At 73.4% G+C, this 21,352-nt stretch carries 21 protein-coding genes; 14 read left to right on the top strand and 7 right to left on the bottom strand.

Annotated elements, in window-relative coordinates:
* The first annotated feature begins 61 nt into the window (after window positions 1–61).
* The gene (locus CXR44_RS35145; RefSeq protein WP_101790462.1) at window positions 62–1,024 is read left to right on the top strand and encodes a hypothetical protein; all 963 of its coding nucleotides are present in this window, start codon (window positions 62–64) and stop codon (window positions 1,022–1,024) included.
* On the top strand, window positions 1,021–3,135 hold the full coding sequence (locus CXR44_RS35140; protein ID WP_101790461.1) for an NACHT domain-containing protein: 2,115 nt from the start codon (window positions 1,021–1,023) through the stop codon (window positions 3,133–3,135). The genes CXR44_RS35145 and CXR44_RS35140 overlap by 4 nt, the downstream gene beginning before the upstream one ends.
* Here the strand turns inward: CXR44_RS35140 and CXR44_RS35135 are convergent.
* Together CXR44_RS35135 and CXR44_RS35130 are read right to left on the bottom strand one after the other, a co-directional pair.
* A complete protein-coding gene (locus tag CXR44_RS35135) occupies window positions 3,033–3,788 on the bottom strand; it encodes a hypothetical protein (protein WP_101790460.1) in 756 nt (251 codons plus the stop codon). The two genes, CXR44_RS35140 and CXR44_RS35135, sit on opposite strands and share 103 nt — an antisense overlap.
* A gap of 93 nt (window positions 3,789–3,881) precedes the next feature.
* Window positions 3,882–4,433 (bottom strand): hypothetical protein, encoded by a 552-nt coding sequence (locus tag CXR44_RS35130; RefSeq protein ID WP_219602204.1) that lies wholly within the window; start codon window positions 4,431–4,433, stop codon window positions 3,882–3,884.
* A 115-nt stretch (window positions 4,434–4,548) separates the two neighbouring features.
* On the opposite strand from CXR44_RS35130, the gene CXR44_RS35125 reads away from it, so the two are divergent.
* The 3 genes from CXR44_RS35125 (at window position 4,549) to CXR44_RS35115 (ending at window position 6,305) form a co-directional block, all read left to right on the top strand.
* Entirely contained in the window at window positions 4,549–5,061 is a 513-nt protein-coding gene (locus CXR44_RS35125; protein ID WP_101790459.1) for a SigE family RNA polymerase sigma factor, read from the top strand.
* Window positions 5,058–5,978 (top strand): endolytic transglycosylase MltG, encoded by a 921-nt coding sequence (gene mltG / locus CXR44_RS35120; protein ID WP_101790458.1) that lies wholly within the window; start codon window positions 5,058–5,060, stop codon window positions 5,976–5,978. The genes CXR44_RS35125 and mltG overlap by 4 nt, the downstream gene beginning before the upstream one ends.
* 147 nt (window positions 5,979–6,125) lie before the next feature.
* Window positions 6,126–6,305 (top strand): hypothetical protein, encoded by a 180-nt coding sequence (locus CXR44_RS35115; RefSeq protein ID WP_101790457.1) that lies wholly within the window; start codon window positions 6,126–6,128, stop codon window positions 6,303–6,305.
* Window positions 6,306–6,349: 44 nt separating this feature from the next.
* On the opposite strand, the gene CXR44_RS35110 is transcribed toward CXR44_RS35115, so the two are convergent.
* Window positions 6,350–8,788: a PEP/pyruvate-binding domain-containing protein gene (locus tag CXR44_RS35110; protein WP_101790456.1), complete on the bottom strand. Its 2,439-nt coding sequence runs from the start codon at window positions 8,786–8,788 to the stop codon at window positions 6,350–6,352.
* A 666-nt stretch (window positions 8,789–9,454) separates the two neighbouring features.
* Here CXR44_RS35110 and CXR44_RS35105 point away from each other — a divergent pair.
* From CXR44_RS35105 to CXR44_RS35085, 6 genes are all read left to right on the top strand, one after another.
* Window positions 9,455–10,465, top strand: coding sequence for an AraC family transcriptional regulator (locus tag CXR44_RS35105; RefSeq protein ID WP_245899815.1), 1,011 nt, complete (start codon window positions 9,455–9,457; stop codon window positions 10,463–10,465).
* Window positions 10,466–10,570: 105 nt separating this feature from the next.
* Window positions 10,571–11,794 (top strand): styrene monooxygenase/indole monooxygenase family protein, encoded by a 1,224-nt coding sequence (locus CXR44_RS35100; protein ID WP_180903861.1) that lies wholly within the window; start codon window positions 10,571–10,573, stop codon window positions 11,792–11,794.
* Window positions 11,791–12,354, top strand: a complete 564-nt coding sequence (locus CXR44_RS39855) for a flavin reductase family protein (RefSeq protein ID WP_180903860.1) — start codon at window positions 11,791–11,793, stop codon at window positions 12,352–12,354. The genes CXR44_RS35100 and CXR44_RS39855 overlap by 4 nt, the downstream gene beginning before the upstream one ends.
* 52 nt (window positions 12,355–12,406) lie before the next feature.
* On the top strand, window positions 12,407–13,357 hold the full coding sequence (locus CXR44_RS35095) for an SPFH domain-containing protein (protein ID WP_101790454.1): 951 nt from the start codon (window positions 12,407–12,409) through the stop codon (window positions 13,355–13,357).
* A 5-nt stretch (window positions 13,358–13,362) separates the two neighbouring features.
* Window positions 13,363–13,689, top strand: coding sequence for a type II toxin-antitoxin system antitoxin (locus CXR44_RS35090; protein WP_101790453.1), 327 nt, complete (start codon window positions 13,363–13,365; stop codon window positions 13,687–13,689).
* Window positions 13,664–14,314 (top strand): GPP34 family phosphoprotein, encoded by a 651-nt coding sequence (locus CXR44_RS35085; protein ID WP_101790452.1) that lies wholly within the window; start codon window positions 13,664–13,666, stop codon window positions 14,312–14,314. Before CXR44_RS35090 ends, CXR44_RS35085 begins: the two co-directional genes overlap by 26 nt.
* Window positions 14,315–14,335: 21 nt before the next feature.
* Here CXR44_RS35085 and CXR44_RS35080 read toward each other — a convergent pair whose 3' ends face one another.
* Complete coding sequence (locus CXR44_RS35080) at window positions 14,336–15,523, bottom strand: MFS transporter (protein ID WP_245899813.1); 1,188 nt, start codon at window positions 15,521–15,523, stop codon at window positions 14,336–14,338.
* Between the two features lie 149 nt (window positions 15,524–15,672).
* On the bottom strand, window positions 15,673–16,125 hold the full coding sequence (locus CXR44_RS35075; RefSeq protein ID WP_219602202.1) for a carboxymuconolactone decarboxylase family protein: 453 nt from the start codon (window positions 16,123–16,125) through the stop codon (window positions 15,673–15,675).
* A 47-nt stretch (window positions 16,126–16,172) separates the two neighbouring features.
* On the opposite strand from CXR44_RS35075, the gene pdxR reads away from it, so the two are divergent.
* Window positions 16,173–17,666, top strand: a complete 1,494-nt coding sequence (pdxR, locus tag CXR44_RS35070; RefSeq protein WP_101790450.1) for a MocR-like pyridoxine biosynthesis transcription factor PdxR — start codon at window positions 16,173–16,175, stop codon at window positions 17,664–17,666.
* A gap of 26 nt (window positions 17,667–17,692) precedes the next feature.
* Here the strand turns inward: pdxR and CXR44_RS35065 are convergent, their stop codons facing one another.
* The gene (locus tag CXR44_RS35065) at window positions 17,693–17,962 is read right to left on the bottom strand and encodes a metal-sensitive transcriptional regulator (RefSeq protein ID WP_101790449.1); all 270 of its coding nucleotides are present in this window, start codon (window positions 17,960–17,962) and stop codon (window positions 17,693–17,695) included.
* 196 nt (window positions 17,963–18,158) lie between these two features.
* On the opposite strand from CXR44_RS35065, the gene CXR44_RS35060 reads away from it, so the two are divergent.
* The gene (locus CXR44_RS35060; protein WP_101790448.1) at window positions 18,159–18,722 is read left to right on the top strand and encodes a calcium-binding protein; all 564 of its coding nucleotides are present in this window, start codon (window positions 18,159–18,161) and stop codon (window positions 18,720–18,722) included.
* A gap of 71 nt (window positions 18,723–18,793) precedes the next feature.
* Here CXR44_RS35060 and CXR44_RS35055 read toward each other — a convergent pair whose 3' ends face one another.
* Entirely contained in the window at window positions 18,794–19,699 is a 906-nt protein-coding gene (locus CXR44_RS35055; RefSeq protein WP_101790447.1) for a LysR family transcriptional regulator, read from the bottom strand.
* Window positions 19,700–19,839: 140 nt separating this feature from the next.
* On the opposite strand from CXR44_RS35055, the gene CXR44_RS35050 reads away from it, so the two are divergent.
* Complete coding sequence (locus CXR44_RS35050; RefSeq protein WP_219602201.1) at window positions 19,840–21,345, top strand: MFS transporter; 1,506 nt, start codon at window positions 19,840–19,842, stop codon at window positions 21,343–21,345.
* The last annotated feature ends 7 nt before the right edge of the window (window positions 21,346–21,352 follow it).

Below are 21,352 nucleotides of genomic sequence, written 5' to 3'. Positions count from 1 at the left end.
CGGGCTGGCGGGGGTGGGGATGGGGCAGGGGATCGCCGATTTCATGGCTTTGGCGCGTTGTGTGCGACTGGCCGCGGGATTACCCGCGACCGCCGTCTTCGCCCGCCGCGCGCTCGCCGAGCTGGCCGTCGCCTTCGACGACGTCGTGACGCCGATGGTGCGCACGACGCTGCGCGATCCGGCCGAGCGAGCCCGCGCGCTCGACGCCCTCCGCGCGATGAGCCTCAAGATCGGCTACGCGGTGCTCAGCTACGCCCACCTGGCCCGGCGCGGCCGGCCCGTGGAGGTGGCCGCCCTGGCGGGCGCCGTCACCCGGCTCTACGACGACCTCATCGACGGCGACGCCGACCCGCTGCTCGACGACCGGCTGGGCGAACTGTTCCGGCTCGGGCCGTTCGTCCCGCGCGGTGACGCCGAACGGCTGCTCGCCGAACTGTGCCACCAGATCGCCCACCGGCTGCACCCCCTGCCCGCCGCGACGCCCTTCACCGCGCTCCACGAGCTCCACGGCTACCAGTGCCTGTCGCGCCGCCAGCGCGAGCCCGGCCTGTCGCCCGACCTGCTGGAGAAGATCACCCGAGGCAAGGGCGCCCTGGCCAACCTGACGCTGTGCTCCCTGGTGCACCCCCTCATGGACCCCGGCGAACGCGAGCTGGTCATGGCCCTCGGGGAGACGTTCCAGTCACTCGACGACTGCATGGACGTCGAACTCGACCGCCGCGCCGGCGTCAGCACGCTCCCCGCCCTGGGGATCGTCACCCTGCCGGACGTGGCGCGGCGGATGCGGGCGCTGCGTCCCGCCCTGGTGGCGACGTACGGCCGGGCACCGGCCAGGCAGTACTCCGGCATGATCTTCTTCCTGCTGCTGAAGACCGTCGTCGGCAGGCGCCTGCCCCTGCTCGGCCGGCTGGCCCGGCGGCTCGCCGCCCGTTCCACCGTGCTGACCGTGTTCACGCGGGGACAGGAGGCCCTGCCGCCCGCCGTGCCGACCATGTCCGTGCTGCCGGAAGGGGAACGGTCGTGAATCTCCGCAGATGGGCCGTCGCCCTCACCTACCTCCTGCTGGCGCTCACCCTGGCCGCCACCGTGGCCGTCGCCTGGATCGGCACGCGCGACGGCACGCTCAAGCCGCAGGAGATGTGGACGGGCGTGATCCCCGTGTTCGTGGCGATCATCGCGGTGGTGGTGCCGCTGCTGCGCGGCGGTGACAGGCGCGAGGAGTCCCTGGAGGAGACGGTGCGCGCGTGCGTCCCCGCGCTGGCCGAGAGGGTGACCAAGGGCTGGAAGGACGAGGAGCGCCACCGCGGCCTGTACGAGGGCAGCCGGGCCGAGCTGCGCTGGGAGGCGGCGCCCGGCTCCGACCGGACGACCCGGCTGGCGGCCGCCCTGCCGACCGACGGCACCCTCGCCCGGCTCACCGGCGGCTTCGCCCGCCACGCGCGCACCGGAGCGATGACCCGGCTGGCGGTGACCGGCGAGGCGGGCGCCGGCAAGACGTCGGCGTGCGTCCTGCTCACCCTCGAACTCGGCGGCACCGGCCCCCTCGTGCCGGTGCTGTTCCAGCTCTCCTCGTGGGACCCGGGCGTGCCGCTGTACGAGTGGATGACCGGCGAGCTGCTCACCGCCTACCCCTTCGTCGGCTCGGCGAAGCACGGCAGGAAGGTCGCCGCCGAACTGGCCCTGCACCACGTGCTCCCCGTCCTGGACGGCCTGGACGAGATGGCCGACCCGGCCGCGGCGCTGCGGCGCATCGACGCCGAGACCGAGGGCCGGTCCTTCGTGCTGAGCTGCCGGACGGAGACGTTCGCCGCGGCCAACGCCGGCCACGTGCTGCGGCGCGCCCTCGTCGTGCGGCTGCGGCCGCTGCTCGCCGAGGAGAGCCGCGACTACCTCCTCGGCCACGACCCGGGCGACGACCGCGACCGGCTGGCGCCGATGGCCGCCCGGCTGCGCGAGAGCCCGGCCGGCCCGCTGGCCGAGGCGCTGCGCACGCCGCTCATGCTCTCCCTCGCGGTGGCCCGCGGCGGCGAACCGGTCCCCGCTGAGCTGCTCGCCGCGACCGGACCGGACGCCGCCGACCGGATCCGGCGGCACCTGCTGGGCAGCATCGTCGGCAAGGCGTTCACCCCGCGGCCCGACGAGAAGCCGCCGCCCACCCCGCCCGACAAGGCCAGGCGCTACCTGGAGTTCCTGGCCGGCCAGGTGGACGAGGCGGGCAGGATCGCCTGGTGGCGGCTGCACCGCGCCGTGCCGGACTGGGTGTTCCTGGTCCAGGCCGTCGTCCTCGCCGTCGTGGTCTGCTCCGGCCTGGCAGCCGCCCACTTCAGCGTCTTCGGACGGCCGTGGCTGGGCTTCTGGATCGGTTTCGCCGCCGGCGGGGTGGGGGCGTTCGTCGTCAAGCTCGCCCCGCAGGACGCGCCGCGCCGGGCGCGGCCGCGCTTCCGCCTGCTCCCCGGAGCCCCCGCGCACGCGCTGTTCAAGCTGATCGGCTTCGGCGCGATGGGCGCCGCCGCCTGCGCGGTGATCGTCTGGTTCCTGTACGCGTCACCGTTCTACGTCGTGGTCGGCGGCGCGCTGAGCGGGCTCACCTTCGCCATGGCCCGCTACGTCAGCGAGCCGGTCGACCCGCTGGCGGCCGTGACCCCCGGCTCCCTGCTGGCCAACGACCGGCTGGCCGTGCTGTCCGCCTGGGTGGCCGGCGGGGTGCCCGGGGCGCTCAGCGGCGCCTACCTCGGGGCGGCGTTGAAGGAGGGGCGCCGCCCGGAGCTGGCGGCGCTGCCGATCATGGAGCTGCCGCCCGCCGCCCTCGCGCTGCTGGGCGCCGTCGCCGGCTGCGGGCTCAGCGCCGCCGGCCTCGGGCTGATGGCGCTGGGCTCCAGCTCCTGGGGCCGGTTCAACACCACCCGGCTGTGGCTGGCGGCACGTGGCTCGGCTCCGCTGCGGCTCATGCGCTTCCTGGAGGACGCGCGCAGGCGCGGCGTGCTCCGGCAGGTCAGCGGCTACTACGAGTTCCGCCACCGGCTGCTGTGCGACTACCTGGCCGAGCCGCTGCCGAAGGCCGCCGCCGAACCGGCGTCGCCGCCGGACGACGGCTCGCTCACGCCCACCTCGACGGGGCCCGACAACGTCCAGTAGCTCCGCTCCGCGGGCCGTTCGCCCGGCCGGCACAGGTAGCGGGCCTCCGGGAACCTGATCCACGGCCCGCCCCGGCCGGCCCGCCCCGGCAGGAAGACCACCTCCGACAGATCCCTGACGACCTCGCCCAGCCCCTCGCCGCCGGCTCCCCGGTAGACGAACTCCACCCCGGCCCGCGACCACCGCTCGCGCTCCTGCCGCCGCAGCACGGCGCGCCCGTCCGCGGGCCTGGTCAGGTCGTAGGTGCGGCGGGCGCCGGCCTCGCCGCCCGCCTCCACCAGCCGGAACCGGACGACCTCGAACGCGTGCCGGCGCAGCACCTCGCTCTGCGCGGCCAGCCAGCGCCGCTCGAAGTCACGCTGCCCCCGCTCGAACGCGGGCAGCGCGACCGCCCGCACCAGCACGTACAGTCCCAGCAGCGCCGCGCAGCCGAGCAGGGGAGCCCGCCACGGCGGCGGAGCCAGCAGCCCGAGCAGCGCCAGGCCGGCGGTGAGCGCCGCCCACGCCAGGCTGGCCCGATAGGCGTGGTCGAACCCCGGCCCGCGCAGCCCGAGCAGGCGCCGCCTGACGACCTCCGGCACCCCGTCGAGCGGCGACAGCGGAACCGGCAGGTCGGGCCGGACGGATTCGGTGTCGTACGTCTGCACCCGCACACCGGGCCCCTTCCCAGGGCGGCGACCGCCGCCCCGTGCCTACCCTGCCTACCTACCCGGAGACGCCCGGCCGTCCCCTCGCGGGCGGCACGCCTACAGCCAACCGGCGCGGACGCCGGCGGCCGGGTCGCCGCCGGACACCGCCGCCGCCTCGCCCGCCCGCACCCTGGCGAGCAGCCGCCCGACCGCGTCGAGGATCTCGGGGACGCACGCGCGCAGGCTCGCCGCGTCGGCCGGGCCCACCTCCGCGAGGTGGGCGTCGAGGTCGCCGAGCCGTTCGCCCAGCCACTTCAGCGGCTCCGCCGTCAGCCCCTCGTCGAACACCCGGCCGCCCGGCTCCCACCCCCTGATGCCGGGATGGTGGTGGGTGCGGTCGAAGCTCCCGGCCGGGCCCGAGACCGACTCCAGCAGGTCGACCCGCCACAGGGGCCGATCGACGCTGATGGGCCGCGCCGAGTAGACGGACCCTTTCAGCTCGCCGGGCTCCAGCCTGCGCACCTCCAGGCGGACCCCTCGCTCGGCGCCCTCCTGCCCGTCCGCCGGCTGTGGATCGACGAAGTACAGGTCGCTCACGGCCACACAGATGTGTTCGAACCCGAAGAGATAGAGCACCAGGACCACTCCCTCACCGTCCGGGATCCCCATGTCGAGCATCCCAGCCGAAGGTGCCGCCCGCCAGAGCCCTTTTCCCGCACCCCGGCATAGATCGCCGGGCCACCCGCGTCCTTGGTGGGTGATGGTGACATCGTGAGGAGGACGGGTGGATCCAGGTTTCGAGGCGGGCTTCCGGCAGTTCGTCACCGACAGGTCGGCCGCTCTGTTCCGCACGGCCTACCTGCTGACCGGTGACCGGCACGCGGCCGAGGACCTGGTGCAGTCGGCGCTGACGAAGACCGCCGCGAGGTGGCGCGACCTGCGCGACCCGGCGGCCATCGAGGGGTACGTCCGCCGCGCCATGTACCACGAGCAGGTGAGCTGGTGGCGACGCCGGTCCCGAGCCGCCGAGGTGTCCACCGGCCTGCCGCCCGACCGGGCAGGCGAGGGGCATGCCGACGCCGCGGACCTGCGCCTCGTGATGCGCGCGGCGCTCGCCCGGCTGACGCCCCGCCAGCGGACCATGCTCGTGCTCCGCTATTTCGAGGACCTGTCGGAGACCGAGATCGCACGGCTGCTGGGAGTCCGGGTGGGCTCGGTGCGCAGCCAGATCTACCGCTCTCTGGACCGCCTGAGGAAGGCCGCCCCCGAGTTGAGCGCCGTGAGGGAGTTCGGATGAACATCGAGAACGTGCTGCGCGAGACCCTCGCCGACATGGCCGGCGAGGAGCGCCCCCCGCACCCGGACCGGTTCCTCCGGCCCGGCCGGGAGCGGCCCGCCCGCCGGCCCGCCCGGTCCGGCCTGGCACTGGCCGCCGCGGCCGCCGTCACCGTCCTGGCCCTGGGGTCCACGCTCGCCGTCCGGACCCTGTCGGACCCGGATCCCCGCACCTCGCACACGGCCGTGCAGCCCGCCCCGGCGACGGTCAGGGTGACCGTCCGTCCGGCCATGCGGCTCTCCGACACCCTGCGGAGGCTCGCCACCGCCACCGGCAAGCCGGTCGGCGCCTTCACCGAGGCCGCGAAGGACGGCACGGCCCTCGGCCTGCCCCCGTACGCCGAGGGCGGAATGGAAGGCTTCGCCTACCCCGGCACGTACGACATCCCCACCACCGCCACGCCCGCCGACATCCTCGCCTCGATGGTCGCCCGTTTCACCCGGACCGCGGAGCAGACCGGCGTCGCGGCGAGCCCCGACCCCCGGGACGTCGTCATCATCGCCTCCCTCGTCGAGGCCGAGTCGCCCGCCGAAAGCGACATGCCGAAGGTCGCCCGCGTCATCCGCAACCGCCTCGACCGGGGCATGTCCCTCCAACTGGACAGCACGGTCCTGTACGGCCTCGGCCGGTACGGCGTCGCCGCCTCCACCCGGGACCTCGCATCCCGGTCCCCGTACAACACCTACCGTCGCCGCGGCCTCCCCCCGGGCCCCATCGCCAACCCCGGCGAGGCCGCCCTCCGCGCCGCCCTGAACCCGGCCCCCGGCCCCTGGCTCCACTTCGTCGCCGTAGGCCCCAAGACCCTGAAGTTCGCCGCCTCGCACGCCGAGTTCCTCGAACTCGTCAGGGAACGCGAACGGAACGGCCGCGCGCGATGATCCCGGCCCCGTCCGGGCGGAGGAGAGGCGCCCACCGCCCGGACGGGGATCCACGGCGTCGCCGAAGGTCGTGCGGGTCGGCGGCGGGACACCGGCTCCCAGCCGGTTCCAAGAGGGTCCCAAGAGGCACGCGGTGGAATCCTTGCCATGACGAACAACAAGAAGATCGGCGCCTTCGCGCGCGCGGGCCGTCGCGTCGCCGCGGTCGCGGCGGTCGCCGCAGTGTCCCTGTCCCTCTTCGGCACCACCGCCCAGGCGATGCCCAACGACGGCTGGTACCGATGCTGGGTCGCCGGCCACGGCTGGATGTACTGCCTGGACGTCTAGGACGAACCCCCGCGGACGCGTACGGCGCGGACGAGGACGATCCGTCAAGGGTTCTCCTCGATCCGCACCGTGCCCGCGGCCCCGTCGATCGTGATCAGCTGTCCCGTCTCGATCTCGCGGGTGGCGTCGCGCACGCAGATCACGGCGGGGATGCCGTACTCCCTGGCGACGGTGGGGCCGTGCGCCACCGGCGACCCGGTCTCGGTCACCAGTCCCGCCGTCGTCAGGAACAGCGGGGTCCAGCCTGGATCCGTCGTCGGGGCCACGAGGATCTCGCCCGGTTCGATGTACGCGCCGGCCGGGTCGCGGATCACCCGTGCCCGGCCGGTCGCCCGGCCGGCGGCCCCCGCCATCCCGGTCAGCACCCCGGCCTCCACGGGCCCGCGCGGGGCGAGCGCCTCCACGTCGGTCCCGTCGGACAGCAGGGCGCCCGGGACGGTGGGCCGCCGCAGCTCCCGCTCGTACTCGCCGCGGCGCGCCGCGACCAGGCCACGATGGTCGGCCCGGTCGTGGACGGCGGCCCGGGCCTCGAAGAGATCGAGGAACATGATGTCGTCGGCGCGCTCCAGCAGGCCGCCGGAGACCAGATCGTCCCCGATCAGCAGGAGCTGACGGCGCGCCGCCTGGATCGCCGGCAGCCAGGCGAACTTCCCGATCTCCCGGAGCCCGGTGAGCTCGCGTGAGCGCCGCATGAAGAACGTCGCGAGCCGGCCGCGCACCGGTCGCGCGCGCCGCGCTCGCCGCGACAACGTCTCGACCATCCGCTCCGCCCGCTCGGCGGCTCGGCCGAACCGCCGGTCGGGTGCCTGCTCGGGGTCGTCCACACGAAGGTAGTTGGCGATCGTGGCGAAGAGGGGAGCCGGGTCCTCGGCCCAGCGGGGCATGCCGACATCGATCTCGGCGGCGGCGCGCATGCCGTACCTGTCGAGGAAGCCGGACATCCCGATGTCGGGGAGTTCGCCCTGGAGGTGACGCGTGGCGAGCTCCTCCGGTGGACTGCCGAGGAACAGGTCGCGGTGGGCGCGCGCGTTCACCGCGATCCGCCAGAGCGCGAGGTCCATCTCCGTGGTCACGTTGTGCGGCATCCCGCCCAGGACGACGTCCAGCTCCTCCTCGGAGGCGACGCCGTCGAGCAGCCAGGACGGCGCGGCACCGGCGAGAATCCCCGCCGTCAGCGGCCACACGAGGCCCATCATGTCCGGGCTCATGACCGCCCTGTGGGAGTCCTCGATCACCCAGCGGAGCCGCTCCGCCGGAGTGGCCGACGTGCTCGGCGGCGCCGTACGGCGCCTGATCTCCGCCACGGCGCGGTAGGCCCTGGCCCGCGCCGTGGCCGGCCTCGCCAGGCTCCGGGCGAGGCCGGCGACCGCGGCCGGTGCCAGCCGTGCCGTGACCTTCACGACGCTGCGGGGACGGAACGGCAGGCCGCGGCGCGGGGCGAACCGCGGATCGTCCAGCACGCGTTCGACGGCGCCCTGCACGCGCGGCCCGTACACCTGCAAAGACGTGCGCAGTCGCCTGCGCATGGCCGCGTTGCGGACGAAATCGGTCAGGTCGTAGTAGAGACGTCCGCCGATGGGGACCAGCCGAGGCAGCGGGTCGCGCGGATCGACCCTGGCGCCGACGGCCTCGAACCACATGCCGGCACCGAGCTTGAGTAACGACACCCCCATCGGCGTGGTCGGCCTGAGCATCCCTTGGAGATGGCCGAACTCGAGGTAGAGCCGGGTGTCGCCGGTGTCCGGCGGGGCCGGGAACAGGGTGGTGATCGGCCGGGACTGGAGCAGCCACAGTGTGCCGTCCGCGTCGATGGCCCATTCGACGTCCTGCGGCGAGCCGAAGAGCTCCTGCAGCCGCCGCCCGGCCTGCCGCAGTCCTTCGAGCTGGTCCCTGCCGAGGCACCCGGCGCCGTCCGGCGCGGCCGGCGCGTCGTGCCTGATGACGTAGTGGTCGGGGACGACGGTGCCGTCCACGACGGAGGTCCCGAGCCCGGGGGCGGCGTCGACGACCATCTCGGCGCGGCAGCCGGTGATCGGGTGGGCGGTGAACAGCACGCCGGCGACCGCGGGGTCGATCATGCGCTGGACCACCACGGCCATGGCGGCGTCGTCGATGCCCGCCGCGGCGCGGTAGGCCACGGCGCGCTCGGTGTAGAGGGAGTCCCAGCAGCTGCGGACCGCCTCGACGAGCGGGCCTGCGCCTTCGACGTCGAGGTAGGTGTCCTGCTGCCCGGCGAAGCTGGCGGCCGGGAGATCCTCGGCGGTTGCGCTGGACCGGACGGCCACGCGCCCGCCGCCGAGCCGTTCGTAGGCGTCGATCAGCTCCCGCTCCGGGAGGCGCCGGGACCGGTAGGACTCCACGGTCAGGCAGAAGCCGTCCGGAACGCGCTCACCCGCTCTGACCATCGCGCCGAGCCCGGCGGCCTTGCCGCCCACCAGGTCGATCATGGAGGAGTCGATCTCGGACAGCTGGATCAGTCTCATCCCGCATCCTCCTCGCCGCTTTCGCGTGGATCTCCATGGAGTGAGGAACAATCCAGCCGGCCCGCACTGACGGCGATCCCGCAAGCAAATTAACTCTTCGATAATCCGGCCGTCCATCCCTTCGGCGGGCGGCGTCCCAACGCCACGCCAACTTCGCCGTCCCCTTAATCGGCGCGCGCCGGCGCCGATATCCGGACGGCGGCCGCAGCGCGTAAATCCTCCTCAAAAGCGCAGCGAATCCCATTGGCTGACTTTTGGGGGTCGAAGCGGTTGCGCCGCAGTAGCGTGGTGCGTTGACCGAGCAACCAGCCGAACGGAGGTCGCGACATGACGATTCGCATGTTGCTGCCCGTCCGCAGCCAGGCGGGCTATCTCTTCGGGCCCGGCCGCCGCCGCAGTGCCGGGAGACGGCAGAGCCAGAAGCACAGGCACCGTCCCTGAGCCGGGGCACCCGAAACGCCCGGTGCTCCACGGTCTGCCGGGCCGGGGCGCCGGGCGCTCGCGTGCCCGCCGGGGAAAACGGCGCCGACCCTTCCAGAAACTCTCTCCGCCCCTCATTCATCCGGTCCGAGCCGTCAAGAGCGCCGGTCGCGACGAATCCGCATCACTTCCTGCCGGCCCGCACGAACCCGTCCTTTTACGTGGAACGCCGCGAGGCTCCCCGCGATGATCCGATGGCAGGCCGTCGGAGTGGGGGATCGGATGGAAGTGCTGCTCGGCAACAGGCCCGTCTTCGCCAGCAGTGACCTCGACGAGGTCCGTGACGAGGTGGCCCGGGTCTTCTGCCCGCATCGGCTGGACCTGACCGGCGCGGCCTCCCTGCTGTCGGCCCGGTTCAACTCCGTCCAGCTCGGCTCGGTCCGGATCAGCTACCTCGACTACGGCGCCGACGTCCACATCGAGCCGGGCGACCTGGACACCTTCTTCCTGGTGATGATCCCGCTCGCCGGGCGCAGCCTGATCCGCTGCGGGGACCAGGAGGTCGTCTCGACCCCGACGACGGCGGCCCTTCCCTCGCCGACCCGGCATCTCGACATGCGGTGGGCGGCGGGGAACCCCCAACTGCTCGTCAAGTTCGAGCGCGCGGCGGTCGAGCGTTCGCTGGAGCAGATGCTCGGCGAGCCGCTCGACCGGCCGGTCGTCTTCGACCTGGGCGTGGACCTGACGGCGGGCTGGGCGCGCGCCTGGCGGGGCATGACGGACCTGATCGTCGGCGAGGCCGAGTACGACGACGGGCTGGTCACGCAGCCGCTGGCCATCGCCCACCTGGAGAACGGGCTGCTCACCTCCCTGCTCACCATGCAGCCCTCCAACTACCGGGAACGGCTGGTGGCGCCCCGGACGCCCGTGCTGCCCAAGGTGGTGCGCCGCGCGCTGGAGTTCATCGACCAGCACGCCCACCTCCCCATCACCACCGAGGACGTCGCACGGGCCGTGGCGGTCAGCGGCCGCTCGCTGCAGGAAGGGTTCCGTGCCCACGTGGGCCGCACGCCGATGGCGCAGCTCCGGGAGGTGCGGCTGGCGAGGGCGCACGAGGAGCTCGCCGCCGGTGACCCGGCCCGCTGCACCGTCACCAGCGTGGCCGCACGCTGGGGTTTCCTGCACCAGGGCCGGTTCGCCGCGCTGTATCGCCGCAGGTACGACCGGCACCCGTCGGAGACGCTGCGACGGGGGTGAAGCACATCCCGCGCCAGATGGACGGGATCCGCGCTGAGTGGATGGATCACCCGGCCGCACCGGCCGTACTTTCGGTTGAAACTTCAACACGAAAGGACACCCACCATGCGCAGCATCCTCGTCGTCGGCGCCGGTCAGGCCGGCCTGCACCTGGCCATCGGCCTGTTGCAGAACGGCTACGACGTCACCGTGGTCTCGAACCGCACCCCGGAGGCGATCCGTGACGGGCGGGTGATGTCGGGCCAGTGCATGTTCGGCACCGCCCGCGCGCACGAGCGCGCGCTCGGCCTGGACCGGTGGGCGGACGTCTGCCCGCCCATCGAGGGCATCGCGCTGTCCGTCGCGGGCCCGGCGGGTGGCAAGGCTCTCGACTGGGCGGCCCGGCTGAGGGCCCCCGCTCTCTCGGTGGACCAGCGGGTGAAGATGCCGGCCTGGCTCGACGAGTTCGAACGGCTCGGCGGCAAGCTCGTCATCCACGACGTCACCGCGGAGGACCTGGAGACCTACGCGACCCGGTACGACCTGATCCTGGTCGCCGCAGGCAAGGGCGAGATCGCCTCGCTGTTCGAGCGGGACGCGGCACGCTCGGCGTACAGCACCCCGCAGCGGGCGCTGGCGGTCACCTACGTCCACGGCCTCACCCCCCGGCCGGGGCACTCCGCGGTCTGCTTCAACCTGCTGCCCGGGGTCGGCGAGTACTTCGTCTTCCCCGCCCTCACGCACATCGGCCCGTGCGAGATCATGGTGTTCGAGGGCGTGCCGGGCGGGCCGATGGACTGCTGGGGCGACGTGCGCGGCCCCGCCGAGCACCTGGCGCGCGGCCGCCGGATCCTGGAGAGCTTCTTCCCCTGGGAGGCGGAGCGCTGTTCCGGGATCGAGCTCACCGACGCCAACGCGGTGCTGACCGGGCGCTTCAGCCCCACGGTGCGCCACCCGGTCGCCGTCCTGCCGTCAGGGACGCCCGTGCTCGGGGTCGCCGACGTGGTGGTGCTGAACGACCCGATCACCGGGCAGGGCAGCAACAACGCCGCCCGATGCGCCGCCACCTACCTCCAGGCCATCCTGGAGCGCGGCGAGCAGCCGTTCGACGCGGCCTGGATGCGCCAGACGTTCGACCGCTTCTGGGCGGCGGCCCGGCACGTCACCCACTGGACCAACGCCCTGCTCGCCCCGGCCGAGCCGCACCACCTGGCGCTCCTGGGCGCCGCCGGTCAGGTGCCGGAGATCGCCTCCCGCTTCGTCAACGGCTTCGACGACCCCGCCGACTACGCCGAGTGGTTCATGGACGCGGACAAGGCCCAGGCCTATCTCGACCGGGTCGCGGCATGAGATCGCTACGCGAGGCGTTCGGGCAGTTCGCCACCGGGGTCGCGGTGGTCACCACCGTGGCCCCGGGCGGGGAGCGGGCGGGAGTGACGGTGAACTCCTTCAGCTCGGTCTCACTCGATCCGCCGCTGGTGCTGTGGTGCCTGTCGGACCGCGCGCCCAGCGCGCCGGTCTTCCTGCGGGCGGGACGGTTCGCGGTCAACGTCCTGGCCGCCGGCCAGGACGAGCTGTCGCGGCGGTTCGCGACGCCGGCTCCGGACAAGTTCGCCGGGCTGGACGTGCTCGTCACCGCCAGCGGGCTGCCCCTGCTCGCCGGGGCCGTGGCCACGTTCGCCTGCCGTACGGTCGCCACCCACGAGGGCGGCGACCACCACATCTTCGTCGGCGAGGTGGAGCACTACCAGCGGTCAGGAGGCGAACCGCTGGTCTTCCACGCCGGCCGCTACCGCGAGCTGGCCTCGTCTCCGGGCGGCACGGGAGGGGCCGTGCGAACCCGTCACCCGCAGCGGAAGGCCACCGGGAGAAGCCGGACCACGGACACGAGGGCCTTTCGCAGTCCCTGAAAAAGTGATATCACTTTGCTATCAAGATGAAGTCGCGTAGAAGGGACGGACGATGCCGAACGCAACCGGCGAAGCCGCGCTCGAGGCAGCCGCCGTGGACATGCCCGCACCCCGCACCAGCGAGCGACCGGTGCGGGCGGCCAACGGGTTCGTGATGCTCGGCGTGGCGACGGCGCTGGAGCTGGCCGGGATCGCGCTGCTCGCCATGGGAATCCTCATGCTCGCCTCGGAGGCCGGGCAGGGCGGCATGTGGATGGTCCTGGCCGGCGGCCTGTCGATCCTGCTCGGGTTCTTCCTGTACTTCGGCCTGACGGCCGTGGCGCCGGGCGAGGCCAGGGTGGTGCAGCTGCTCGGCCGGTACGTCGGCACCCTGCGCACCCCCGGCTTCCAGTGGGTCAACCCGATCACGGTGCGCCGGCGGGTGTCCACGCGGATCCGCAACCACGAGACGGACGTGACGAAGGTCAACGACGCCGACGGCAACCCGATCCAGATCGCGACCGTGGTGGTCTGGCAGGTGCGTGACACCGCGCAGGCGGTCTTCGAGGTGGACGACTTCGTGGAGTTCGTGGCCATCCAGGCGGAGACGGCCGTGCGGCACATCGCGGGCAGCTATCCGTACGACGCGCACGGCGAGCCCCGGCTGTCCCTGCGCGACAACGCCGACGAGATCAACGAGCGGCTGTCCACGGAGATCGCGGCCCGGGTGTCGTCCGCCGGGGTGAAGGTCATCGAGTCCCGCATCATCCACCTGGCGTACGCGCCCGAGATCGCCCACGCCATGCTGCGCCGCCAGCAGGCGGGCGCGGTGGTGGCGGCCCGGCAGCGGATCGTCGAGGGGGCGGTCGGCATGGTGGAGATGGCCCTGGCCAGGCTCGCCGAGCACGACGTGGTAGAGCTGGACGAGGAGCGCAAGGCGGCCATGGTGAGCAACCTGCTCGTGGTCCTGGTGGGGGACCGCGACACCCAGCCCGTGGTCAACACGGGCACGCTCTACCAGTAGTCACCGTGGAGCGGAAGAAGATCCTGCTGCGCCTCGACCCGGTGGTCCACGACGCGCTGGCCAGGTGGGCGGCCGACGAGCTGCGCAGCACGAACTCCCAGATCGAGTTCCTGCTGCGCAGGGCCCTTTCCGAGGCCGGACGCCTGCCCGACGGGGTGGGCCGGATGCGCCCACGCGGACGGCCGCGGAAGGCGCCGGAGGACGGCGCAGAGGACGGCACAGAGGACGGCACAGAGGGCGGCACAGAGGGCGGCACAGAGGGCGGCACAGAGGGCGGCGCGGATCAGGAAGAAGAGGAGCGGGCGGATGGAGACACGGGTGAAGCAGGGTGAGTCACTGACCCGATCGGCCTTCCTTCTGGCCTTCGACCTGCGCAGGCAGAAACTGACCCGGCGGGACGAGCTGGGCTACCTGCTGCGCGCGGCCGCCCTCGCCGAGCTGCTGCTGGCGGGCAACCTGGCCGACGAGTCGGGCAAGGCGCGACCTGTCGCCGCCCCGGCCGCCGAGCCGGGATCCCTGCGGGCCGTGGTGTGGGAGCAGATCGCGAACTCACCGCCCCGCTCGTGGGGGCGGTGGGTGCGCAAGGACCACGGCAAGGCGGTCCGGGTGGTCCGCGACGAGCTGGCGGCCGCCCGGCTGATCAGCGTGGAGCGGCGTCGCATCCTGCTGTTCCCGGTCGAGCGGATCACGCCCCGCAAGCCGTACCTGACACGCAGGCTGGCCGAAAGCGTCGGCCGGGCCATCCGCGGCGGCCGGCCCGTCGGGCGCCTGGACGAGGACGTCCGCGTCCTGGCGGCGCTGGCCACGGCGGCCCGGCTCGATACGGTGGCTCCCTCTTGGCGGGAGGCGCGCCTGCGCCGGGACCGGATCCAGCAGTTGGCGGAGCCCGTCGAGCCGATCGCGACCGCGTTGCGCAAGAGCGTCGAGGCGGCCAGGGCGGGGAGCGAAGCGAGCTGACCCGGCGAGCCGCCGCCCCGGTCACGGGGGAGCGGACGCGGTCGCCGGGGCCGGCCGCGCCGTCCGGCGGGCGCCGCCGACGAGCGGGAGCACGAGGACGGCGAGTACGCCGCCGATCCACAGCACGCTCGTCGTGGAGACGGCGTCGACCGCCAGGCCGCCGACGAGGGCCCCCAGGGCGATGGACAGGTTGAACATCGACACGTACAGGGAGGACGCGGCCTCGGCGGCCGCCGGCGCGGCGTTCAGGATCCAGTTCTGGAGGGTGACCGGGACGGCGCCGTAGCCCAGGCCCCAGATGACGAGGATCACGGCCGCCGACAGGCCACCGTGATCGGTGACGGCGAGGGCGGCCATGGCCGCGGCGAGGAGCACGGAGATGCCGCACACGGTCTCGCGGAGACGTCTGGCGATCAGCGCGCCGGCGATGAAGTTGCCGCAGATGCCGGCGACGCCGAAGGCCAGCAGCAGCACGCTGATCATGCCGTCGGCCACGCCGTCGTCCCGGAGGACGGGCCGGACGAAGGTGTAGGCGGTGAAGTGCCCGGTGACGACCAGGAAGGTCATGGCGATGCCGGCGCGTACGGCGGCGTGCGTCCGGAAGACCCGTGGCAGGTCCCCGAACGTCATCACCCGCTCCGGCGCCAGCTTCGGCATCACGACGATCATGCAGGCCAGCGAGATCAGGCCCAGCACGCCCACGGCCGCGAACGCGGGACGCCAGCCGGTGAGGTCGCCGACCAGGGTGCCCGCGGGCACCCCCAGCACGGAGGCGGTCTCGACGCCGCCGAAGACGACGGCGGTGGCGCGGGCGACATGGTGCTGCGGGACCAGCCGCAGGGCGATCCCGCCCGCCAGCGACCAGAAGCCGCCGACGCTGATGCCGATGAGGAAGCGGGCGGCGAGGACGACGGCGAAGCTCGTGGCGAAGGCGGAGGCGAGGTTGGCCGCGCCCACCATCCCGATCAGCAGCGCCAGCACGAGCCGGCGGTCGATCCTGCCGGTGGCCACGGTGACCAGGGGCGCCGTGGCGGCGGCGACCAGGCCGGGCACGGTCACCATGAGGGCGGTGGTGCCGGCGGAGACGTCCAGGTCGGCGCCGATCGGGGTCAGCAGCCCGACCGGCAGCAGTTCGGAGGTCATCAGGGCGAAGATTCCGAGGGTCACGGCGAGGACCGCGAGCCAGCCCCGGACCGGTGACCGGATCACGTCCGGTGGCGTGTCCGGTGGCGTGTCCGGCGGTGGGACGTCGGCGGATGTCACGGTGTGGGCCTTTCCGAGAGGTCATGCCAGAGGGGCGGCGGACGCGGGGGCAGAGCCACCGGCCGCAGCCGGGGAGGGCGCAGGCGGGTGTCGTGTCACTCGGTTCCGGGGGTCTTGCGCGTGGTCACGTTCATGCGGTTCCACGTGTTGACCGTGAAGATCAGCGCGATGAGCTGGGCGAGCTCCCGGTCGTCGAAGTGCCGTGCCGCCTCGTCGTACACCGTCTCCGGGACGCCCTGGGGCAGCAGGGTCATCGCCTCCGTCAGGGCGAGGGCCGCGCGCTCCCTGGCGGTGAAGAGGCTGGACTCGTGCCACGCGCTCAGCTGGTAGATCCGTGTCTCCGTCTCACCCGCCCGGCGGGCATCGCCGGTGTGATAGTCGATGCAGTACGCGCACCGGTTGATCTGGGAGGCGCGGATCTGCACCAGTTCGAGCAGGACCGGGTCCAGTCCCTCGCGGGCCGCGGCGTCCAGGGCCAGCACGGCCTTGAAGACCTTGGGAGCGACAGCCGGGAAGTTCATGCGCGGGGCAATGGCGATGTTCGTCATGCCCATGAACCTAAGGTGGCGAATGACCCAGAGTATGGTGCATTTCCATGGATGGTTCGTGGGCCAATTCTCCGCACGCCGCATCCGAGCCTGCACCGGCCGAGGTGCCGGCCGAGGTGCCGGGCGAGGTGCCGGGCGAGGCGCCGGGCCCCGGCACGGACAGCGGCAGCGACCTGCACCTGGAGCTCACCGGCGACGGCGGCGCGCGGGCACGGCTGATGCGGGCCCTGCGCGAGGCGATCCACTCCGGACGCCTGACGCCCGGTACCCGGCTTCCGCCCTACCGCGCCCTCGCCGTGGACCTCGGCATCGCCCGCAACACCGTCGCCGCCGCGTACTCCGAACTCGTCGAGGAGGGCTGGCTCACCGCCCGCCAGGGTTCCGGCACCCGCGTCGCGCACCGCGCCGCGCTCCTGGAGCCCGACCTCAGGCACGCCCCGCGGCGCCCGGCCCGCCGCCGGATCGCCTACGACCTGATGCCCAGCTCCCCGGACGCCGCCGCCTTCCCGCGCTCGTCGTGGATCGCCTCGGCCCGGCGCGCGCTGGCCGCCGCGCCCAACGACGCGTTCGGGGTCGGTGACCCGCGCGGCCGGCCGGAGCTGCGCCGGGCGCTGGCGGAGTACCTGGCGCGCACCAGAGGCGTGCGTACGGACGCGGACCGCATCGTGATCTGCTCGGGCTTCGCGGACGGCCTTCGACTGCTCTGCCACGTGCTGCGCGGCCCCGTCGCGGTCGAGTCGTACGGACTCGGCTTCCACCGCTCCATCCTCACCGGGGCGGGCCTGGCGACCGTGCCGCTCACCGTGGACGCCCACGGCGCGCGGATCGAGGAGCTCCCGGCCACCGGTGCGCGAGCCGTCCTGCTGACGCCCGCGCACCAGTACCCCACCGGCGGCGCGCTGCACCCACAGCGCCGGGCGGCGGTGATCGACTGGGCACGCGCCACAGGCGGCCTGCTGCTGGAGGACGACTACGACGGGGAGTTCAGGTACGACCGCGAACCGGTCGGCGCCGTCCAGGGTCTCGACCCCGACCGCGTCGTCTACTTCGGATCGACGAGCAAGAGCCTGTCGCCCGCGCTGCGCCTCGGCTGGATGGCACTGCCCGGCCGGCTGGTGGACGACGTCGTCGCCGCCAAGGGCGAACGCGAACTGTGGTCGGGCGTGACGGACCAGCTGACGCTCGCCGACTTCATCGCCGGCGGCGCCTACGACCGCCAGCTACGCCGGATGCGCGCCATCTACCGGCGCCGCCGTGACCTGCTCACCGCCGTGCTCGCCGAACGCGCCCCGCACGTCACGGTCAGCGGCATCGCCGCGGGCCTGCACGCGGTCCTCCGGCTTCCGGCGGGCACCGAGCAGGCCACCCTCCGCGCCGCCCGCCGCCTCGGCCTCAGCCTGGACGGCCTGAGCTCGTACCTGCACCCCGGCAGCGCGATGCCGCCGCGTGACGGGCTGGTCATCGGCTACGGCACACCGCCCGGGCACGCGGTCGCGGCCGCCCTGGACGCGCTGTGCCTCGCCCTCCCCGACCCGCCGTAGCCGTCGGGCACGGGCAGGCCGCACGGCTAGGCGAGCGCGAGGAAGAGCTTCTCCAGCTCGGCCGCGCTCATGGGGGGCTGCTCCCCGCGGTTCTGGGCGTCCTGGCAGTGGCGGAGCCCGCTGGCCACGATCTTGAACCCGGCCCGGTCGAGCGCCTTCGACACGGCGGCCAGCTGGGTGAGCACCTTCGTGCAGTCCTCCCCGGCCTCGATCATCGAGATCACCCCGGCCAGCTGGCCGTGCGCCCGCTTCAACCGGGTCAGGGCGTCGCCCACCATGCTCTCGTTCAGCTCCATGCCTTCGACTATACCCTTGGGGGTATATGGGCGCGCAACATCGCCCGTCACCCCCGACGTGCACGGGGACAGTCGCGCGGGCCGGTGTCCACGTACATAACCCGTTACGCAGCGTGCATTTGGACGTGTTCCCCGGAGCCGGGTCGCGATGTACTTCCTTTCAGGCCAGGGGGCCTACGACACACGAGGAGACATCGTGAAACTCACCATCTCGCGCAGGATCGGCCTCCGCGCTCTGGCGACGGGGGCACTGCTCGCCATCCCGGTGACCGCGGTCACCGCCACACCCGCCCAGGCGCTCACCAACGTGACGGCGATCAGCGGGAAGCTGTCGGTCAACTCCGGCAACGTCGGAGACAACATCACCATCACCCTGGAGAACGGATTCCTGGTGGTGCGCAACCCTAACGACGCCATCACGGCGGGCAGCTTCACCTGCACGAACGTCGATGCCCAGACCGTCCGGTGCACCAGCACCGGCATCACCAACATCCTGGTGAACGCGCAGGGCGGCGCCGACACGGTGACCAACAACACCGCGCTGCCGTCGCGGGTGTTCCTCGGCCCCGGTGTCGACACCTTCTTCGGCGGATCGGCCCGGGACTTCGTCAACGGCGACGGGGACAACGACGTGATCGACGGCAGGGGCGGCAGCGACATCCTCATCGGTAACGATGGCGCTCTCGACCGGGCCTTCGGCGGTACGGGCACCGACTTCTGCAACGCCGAGCAGGAGACCTCCTGCGAGGAGGACGCGTAGGCGGCTCGACCGGACCCACCGGCCCGCGCGCCCACGGCACCACGCCGTGGGCGCGCGGGAAACCGGGCGCCTCACGGCAGGCCGAGAACCTGCCGGCACACGTCGAGCACGCGGTCGCGCAGCCACCGGTGAGCGGGGTCCGCGTCGAGCCGTACGTGCCACAGGAGCGACACCGTCACCTCGGGAGCCGGGAAGGGCAGCTCGAAGGAGTGCATGCCGCGCCGGAGGTCCGTGGTGTGACGCTCCGGGACCGTGGCGACCAGGTCCGAGGCCCGCGCCAGCGCCACGGCGGCGCCGAAGCCGTCCACGACCGTCACCACCTCCCGCCGCCGGCCCGTCGGGTGCAGCGCCTCGTCCACCAGCCCCTCGGTCAGGCCGCGCCGCGAGACGTGCACGTGGCGCGCGGAGGCGTACCGCGCCGTCGTCACCTTCCCGCCGCTCAGCGGGTGCTCGTTCCGCACCACCCCGACGAACCGGTCGGTGAACAGCGGCCGGCCCAACACGTCCGGAGGCAGGGCGAGCTCGACGACACCGGTCTCCAGATCGACGGCGCCGTCCCGCAGGGGACCCGTGCTCTTGTCGGTCTTCCGTACGAACCGCAGCCGCACGCCGGGCGCCTCGTCGCCCACCCCGGCCACCAGCTCCGGCCCGAACCTCTCCACGAACCCGTCGCTGCCGCGCAGCGCGAACGTCCTCTCCAGCGTCGCCAGGTCCAGCTTCCCGGCGGGCCGCAGCACCTCCTCGGCCTCACGGACCAGGCTCCGCACCCGGTCACGCAGCTCCAGGGCGCGGGGCGTGGGCACCAGCCCGCGGCCGGCCCGGACGAGCAGCGGGTCGCCGGTCGCCCGCCGCAGCCGCGCGAGCGCGCGGCTCATCGCCGAAGGGCTGAGCGCGAGACGTTCCCCCGCCCGCGTCACGCTGCCCTCCTCCAGCAGGACGTCCAGCGTGACCAGCAGGTTCAGATCGGGCCGTGCCATGTGCCCCACGATCTCACGGATCGAGCCGACATGGCGTCGCGTGCACAGGTGACTTTCCATCTTTGCGTCTTCCGCCAGATGGAGACGGCGCCTACTGTCCGTTGCGACCCCCCTCCCGACTCCAGGAAGACGCCATCGTCGTGACACCCGCAACACCTCCGGGCCCCGGCCCCGGGCCGACATCGCCGGCGCGCCGCCCACCCCTGACCTGGGCACTGATCGCGCTGTCGCTGTCCATGCTCCTGCCCTCGCTCGGCATCAGCATCGCCAACGTCGGCCTGCCGAGCCTGGCCGCGGCTTTCGACGCCCCCTTCGACGCGATCCAGTGGGTGGTGATCGCCTATCTCCTGTCCGTCACGACGCTGATCGTCGGCGCCGGTCGGCTCGGCGACATCGCCGGCCGGCGCCGTCTCCTGCTCGGCGGCATCACCGTCTTCACGATCGCGACGCTGCTGTGCGGTCTCGCCCCCAACCTGCCCCTCCTGGTCGCCGCCCGGGCGCTCCAGGGAGCGGGCGCCGCGTGCATGATGGCGCTGACCATGGCCCTCGCGGGCGAGACCGTGCCCCAGGCACGCACCGGCAGCGTCATGGGGCTGCTCGGGACGATGTCGGCCATCGGCACCGCGCTGGGCCCCTCCCTCGGCGGGGTCCTCATCGCGGTCCTCGGCTGGCGGGCCATCTTCCTCGCCGCGGTGCCGCTCGGCCTCCTCACGCTCACGCTCACGATCCGGGTACTGCCCGCCTCGCCACCGGCCGCGACCGCCGCACGCCGGCGCCTCGACATCGCGGGCACGGCGTTGCTGGCGATCACCCTGGGCGCCTACGCGCTGGCCATGACGACCGCGGGCGGCTCGTTCGGACCGCTCTCCGTCGGGCTGCTCATCGCCTCGGGCGCAGGCCTCGCCGCGTTCGTCGTCACCGAGAAGAGGGTCTCGTCCCCGCTGCTCACCCTCTCGACGCTCCGCGACCCCGTCCTCGCCTCCGGCCTGACGACGAGCGCACTGGTCTCGACCGTCATGATGACCACTCTCGTCGTGGGCCCCTTCCACCTGGCCCGGTCCCTCGGCCTCGACCCGGCCCTCGTCGGCCTGGTCATGTCGGCCGGCCCCGTGGTGTCCGCCCTCACCGGCGTCCCCGCGGGCCGCGCCACCGACCGCTTCGGCACCGGGGCCATGGTGCTCGCCGGGCTCGGCGGCATGATCGGCGGCACCGTCGCGCTCGCGCTGATGCCCGCGTCAGCCGGTGTCCTCGGTTACGTCCTGCCCCTGGTCGCCACCACCGCGAGCTACGCGCTGTTCCAGGCGGCCAACAACACCGCCGTCATGAGGGACGTCGCGCCGCACCAGCGGGGCCTGGTCTCCGGCATGCTGAACCTGTCCCGGAACCTCGGCCTCGTCACCGGCGCGTCGGTCATGGGGGCGGTCTTCGCCCTCGCCGCCGGGACGGGCGACGTCGCCGCGGCCGAGCCGGGGGACGTGGCTCGCGGAGCCAACGGGGCCTTCGCCGTCTCGGCAGCCCTGGTGGCCCTCGGCCTGGCCGTCGTCCTGGGGTTGCGGACGCGTCACCGGCGCCGGCCCGGCGACTCCGGCGTCGGCGCGGTCCCCGTCGACGCCCCCTCGCGCACGCCGACGGGGCCGTCGGCGTAGGGGCCTG

Origin of the sequence: Nonomuraea indica (assembly GCF_002850745.1) — a bacterium.
In the GTDB taxonomy this organism is placed as follows: domain Bacteria; phylum Actinomycetota; class Actinomycetes; order Streptosporangiales; family Streptosporangiaceae; genus Nonomuraea; species Nonomuraea indica.
Note: the sequence above shows the minus strand (reverse complement) of the source record. Positions and strands in the feature narration are given on the sequence as shown.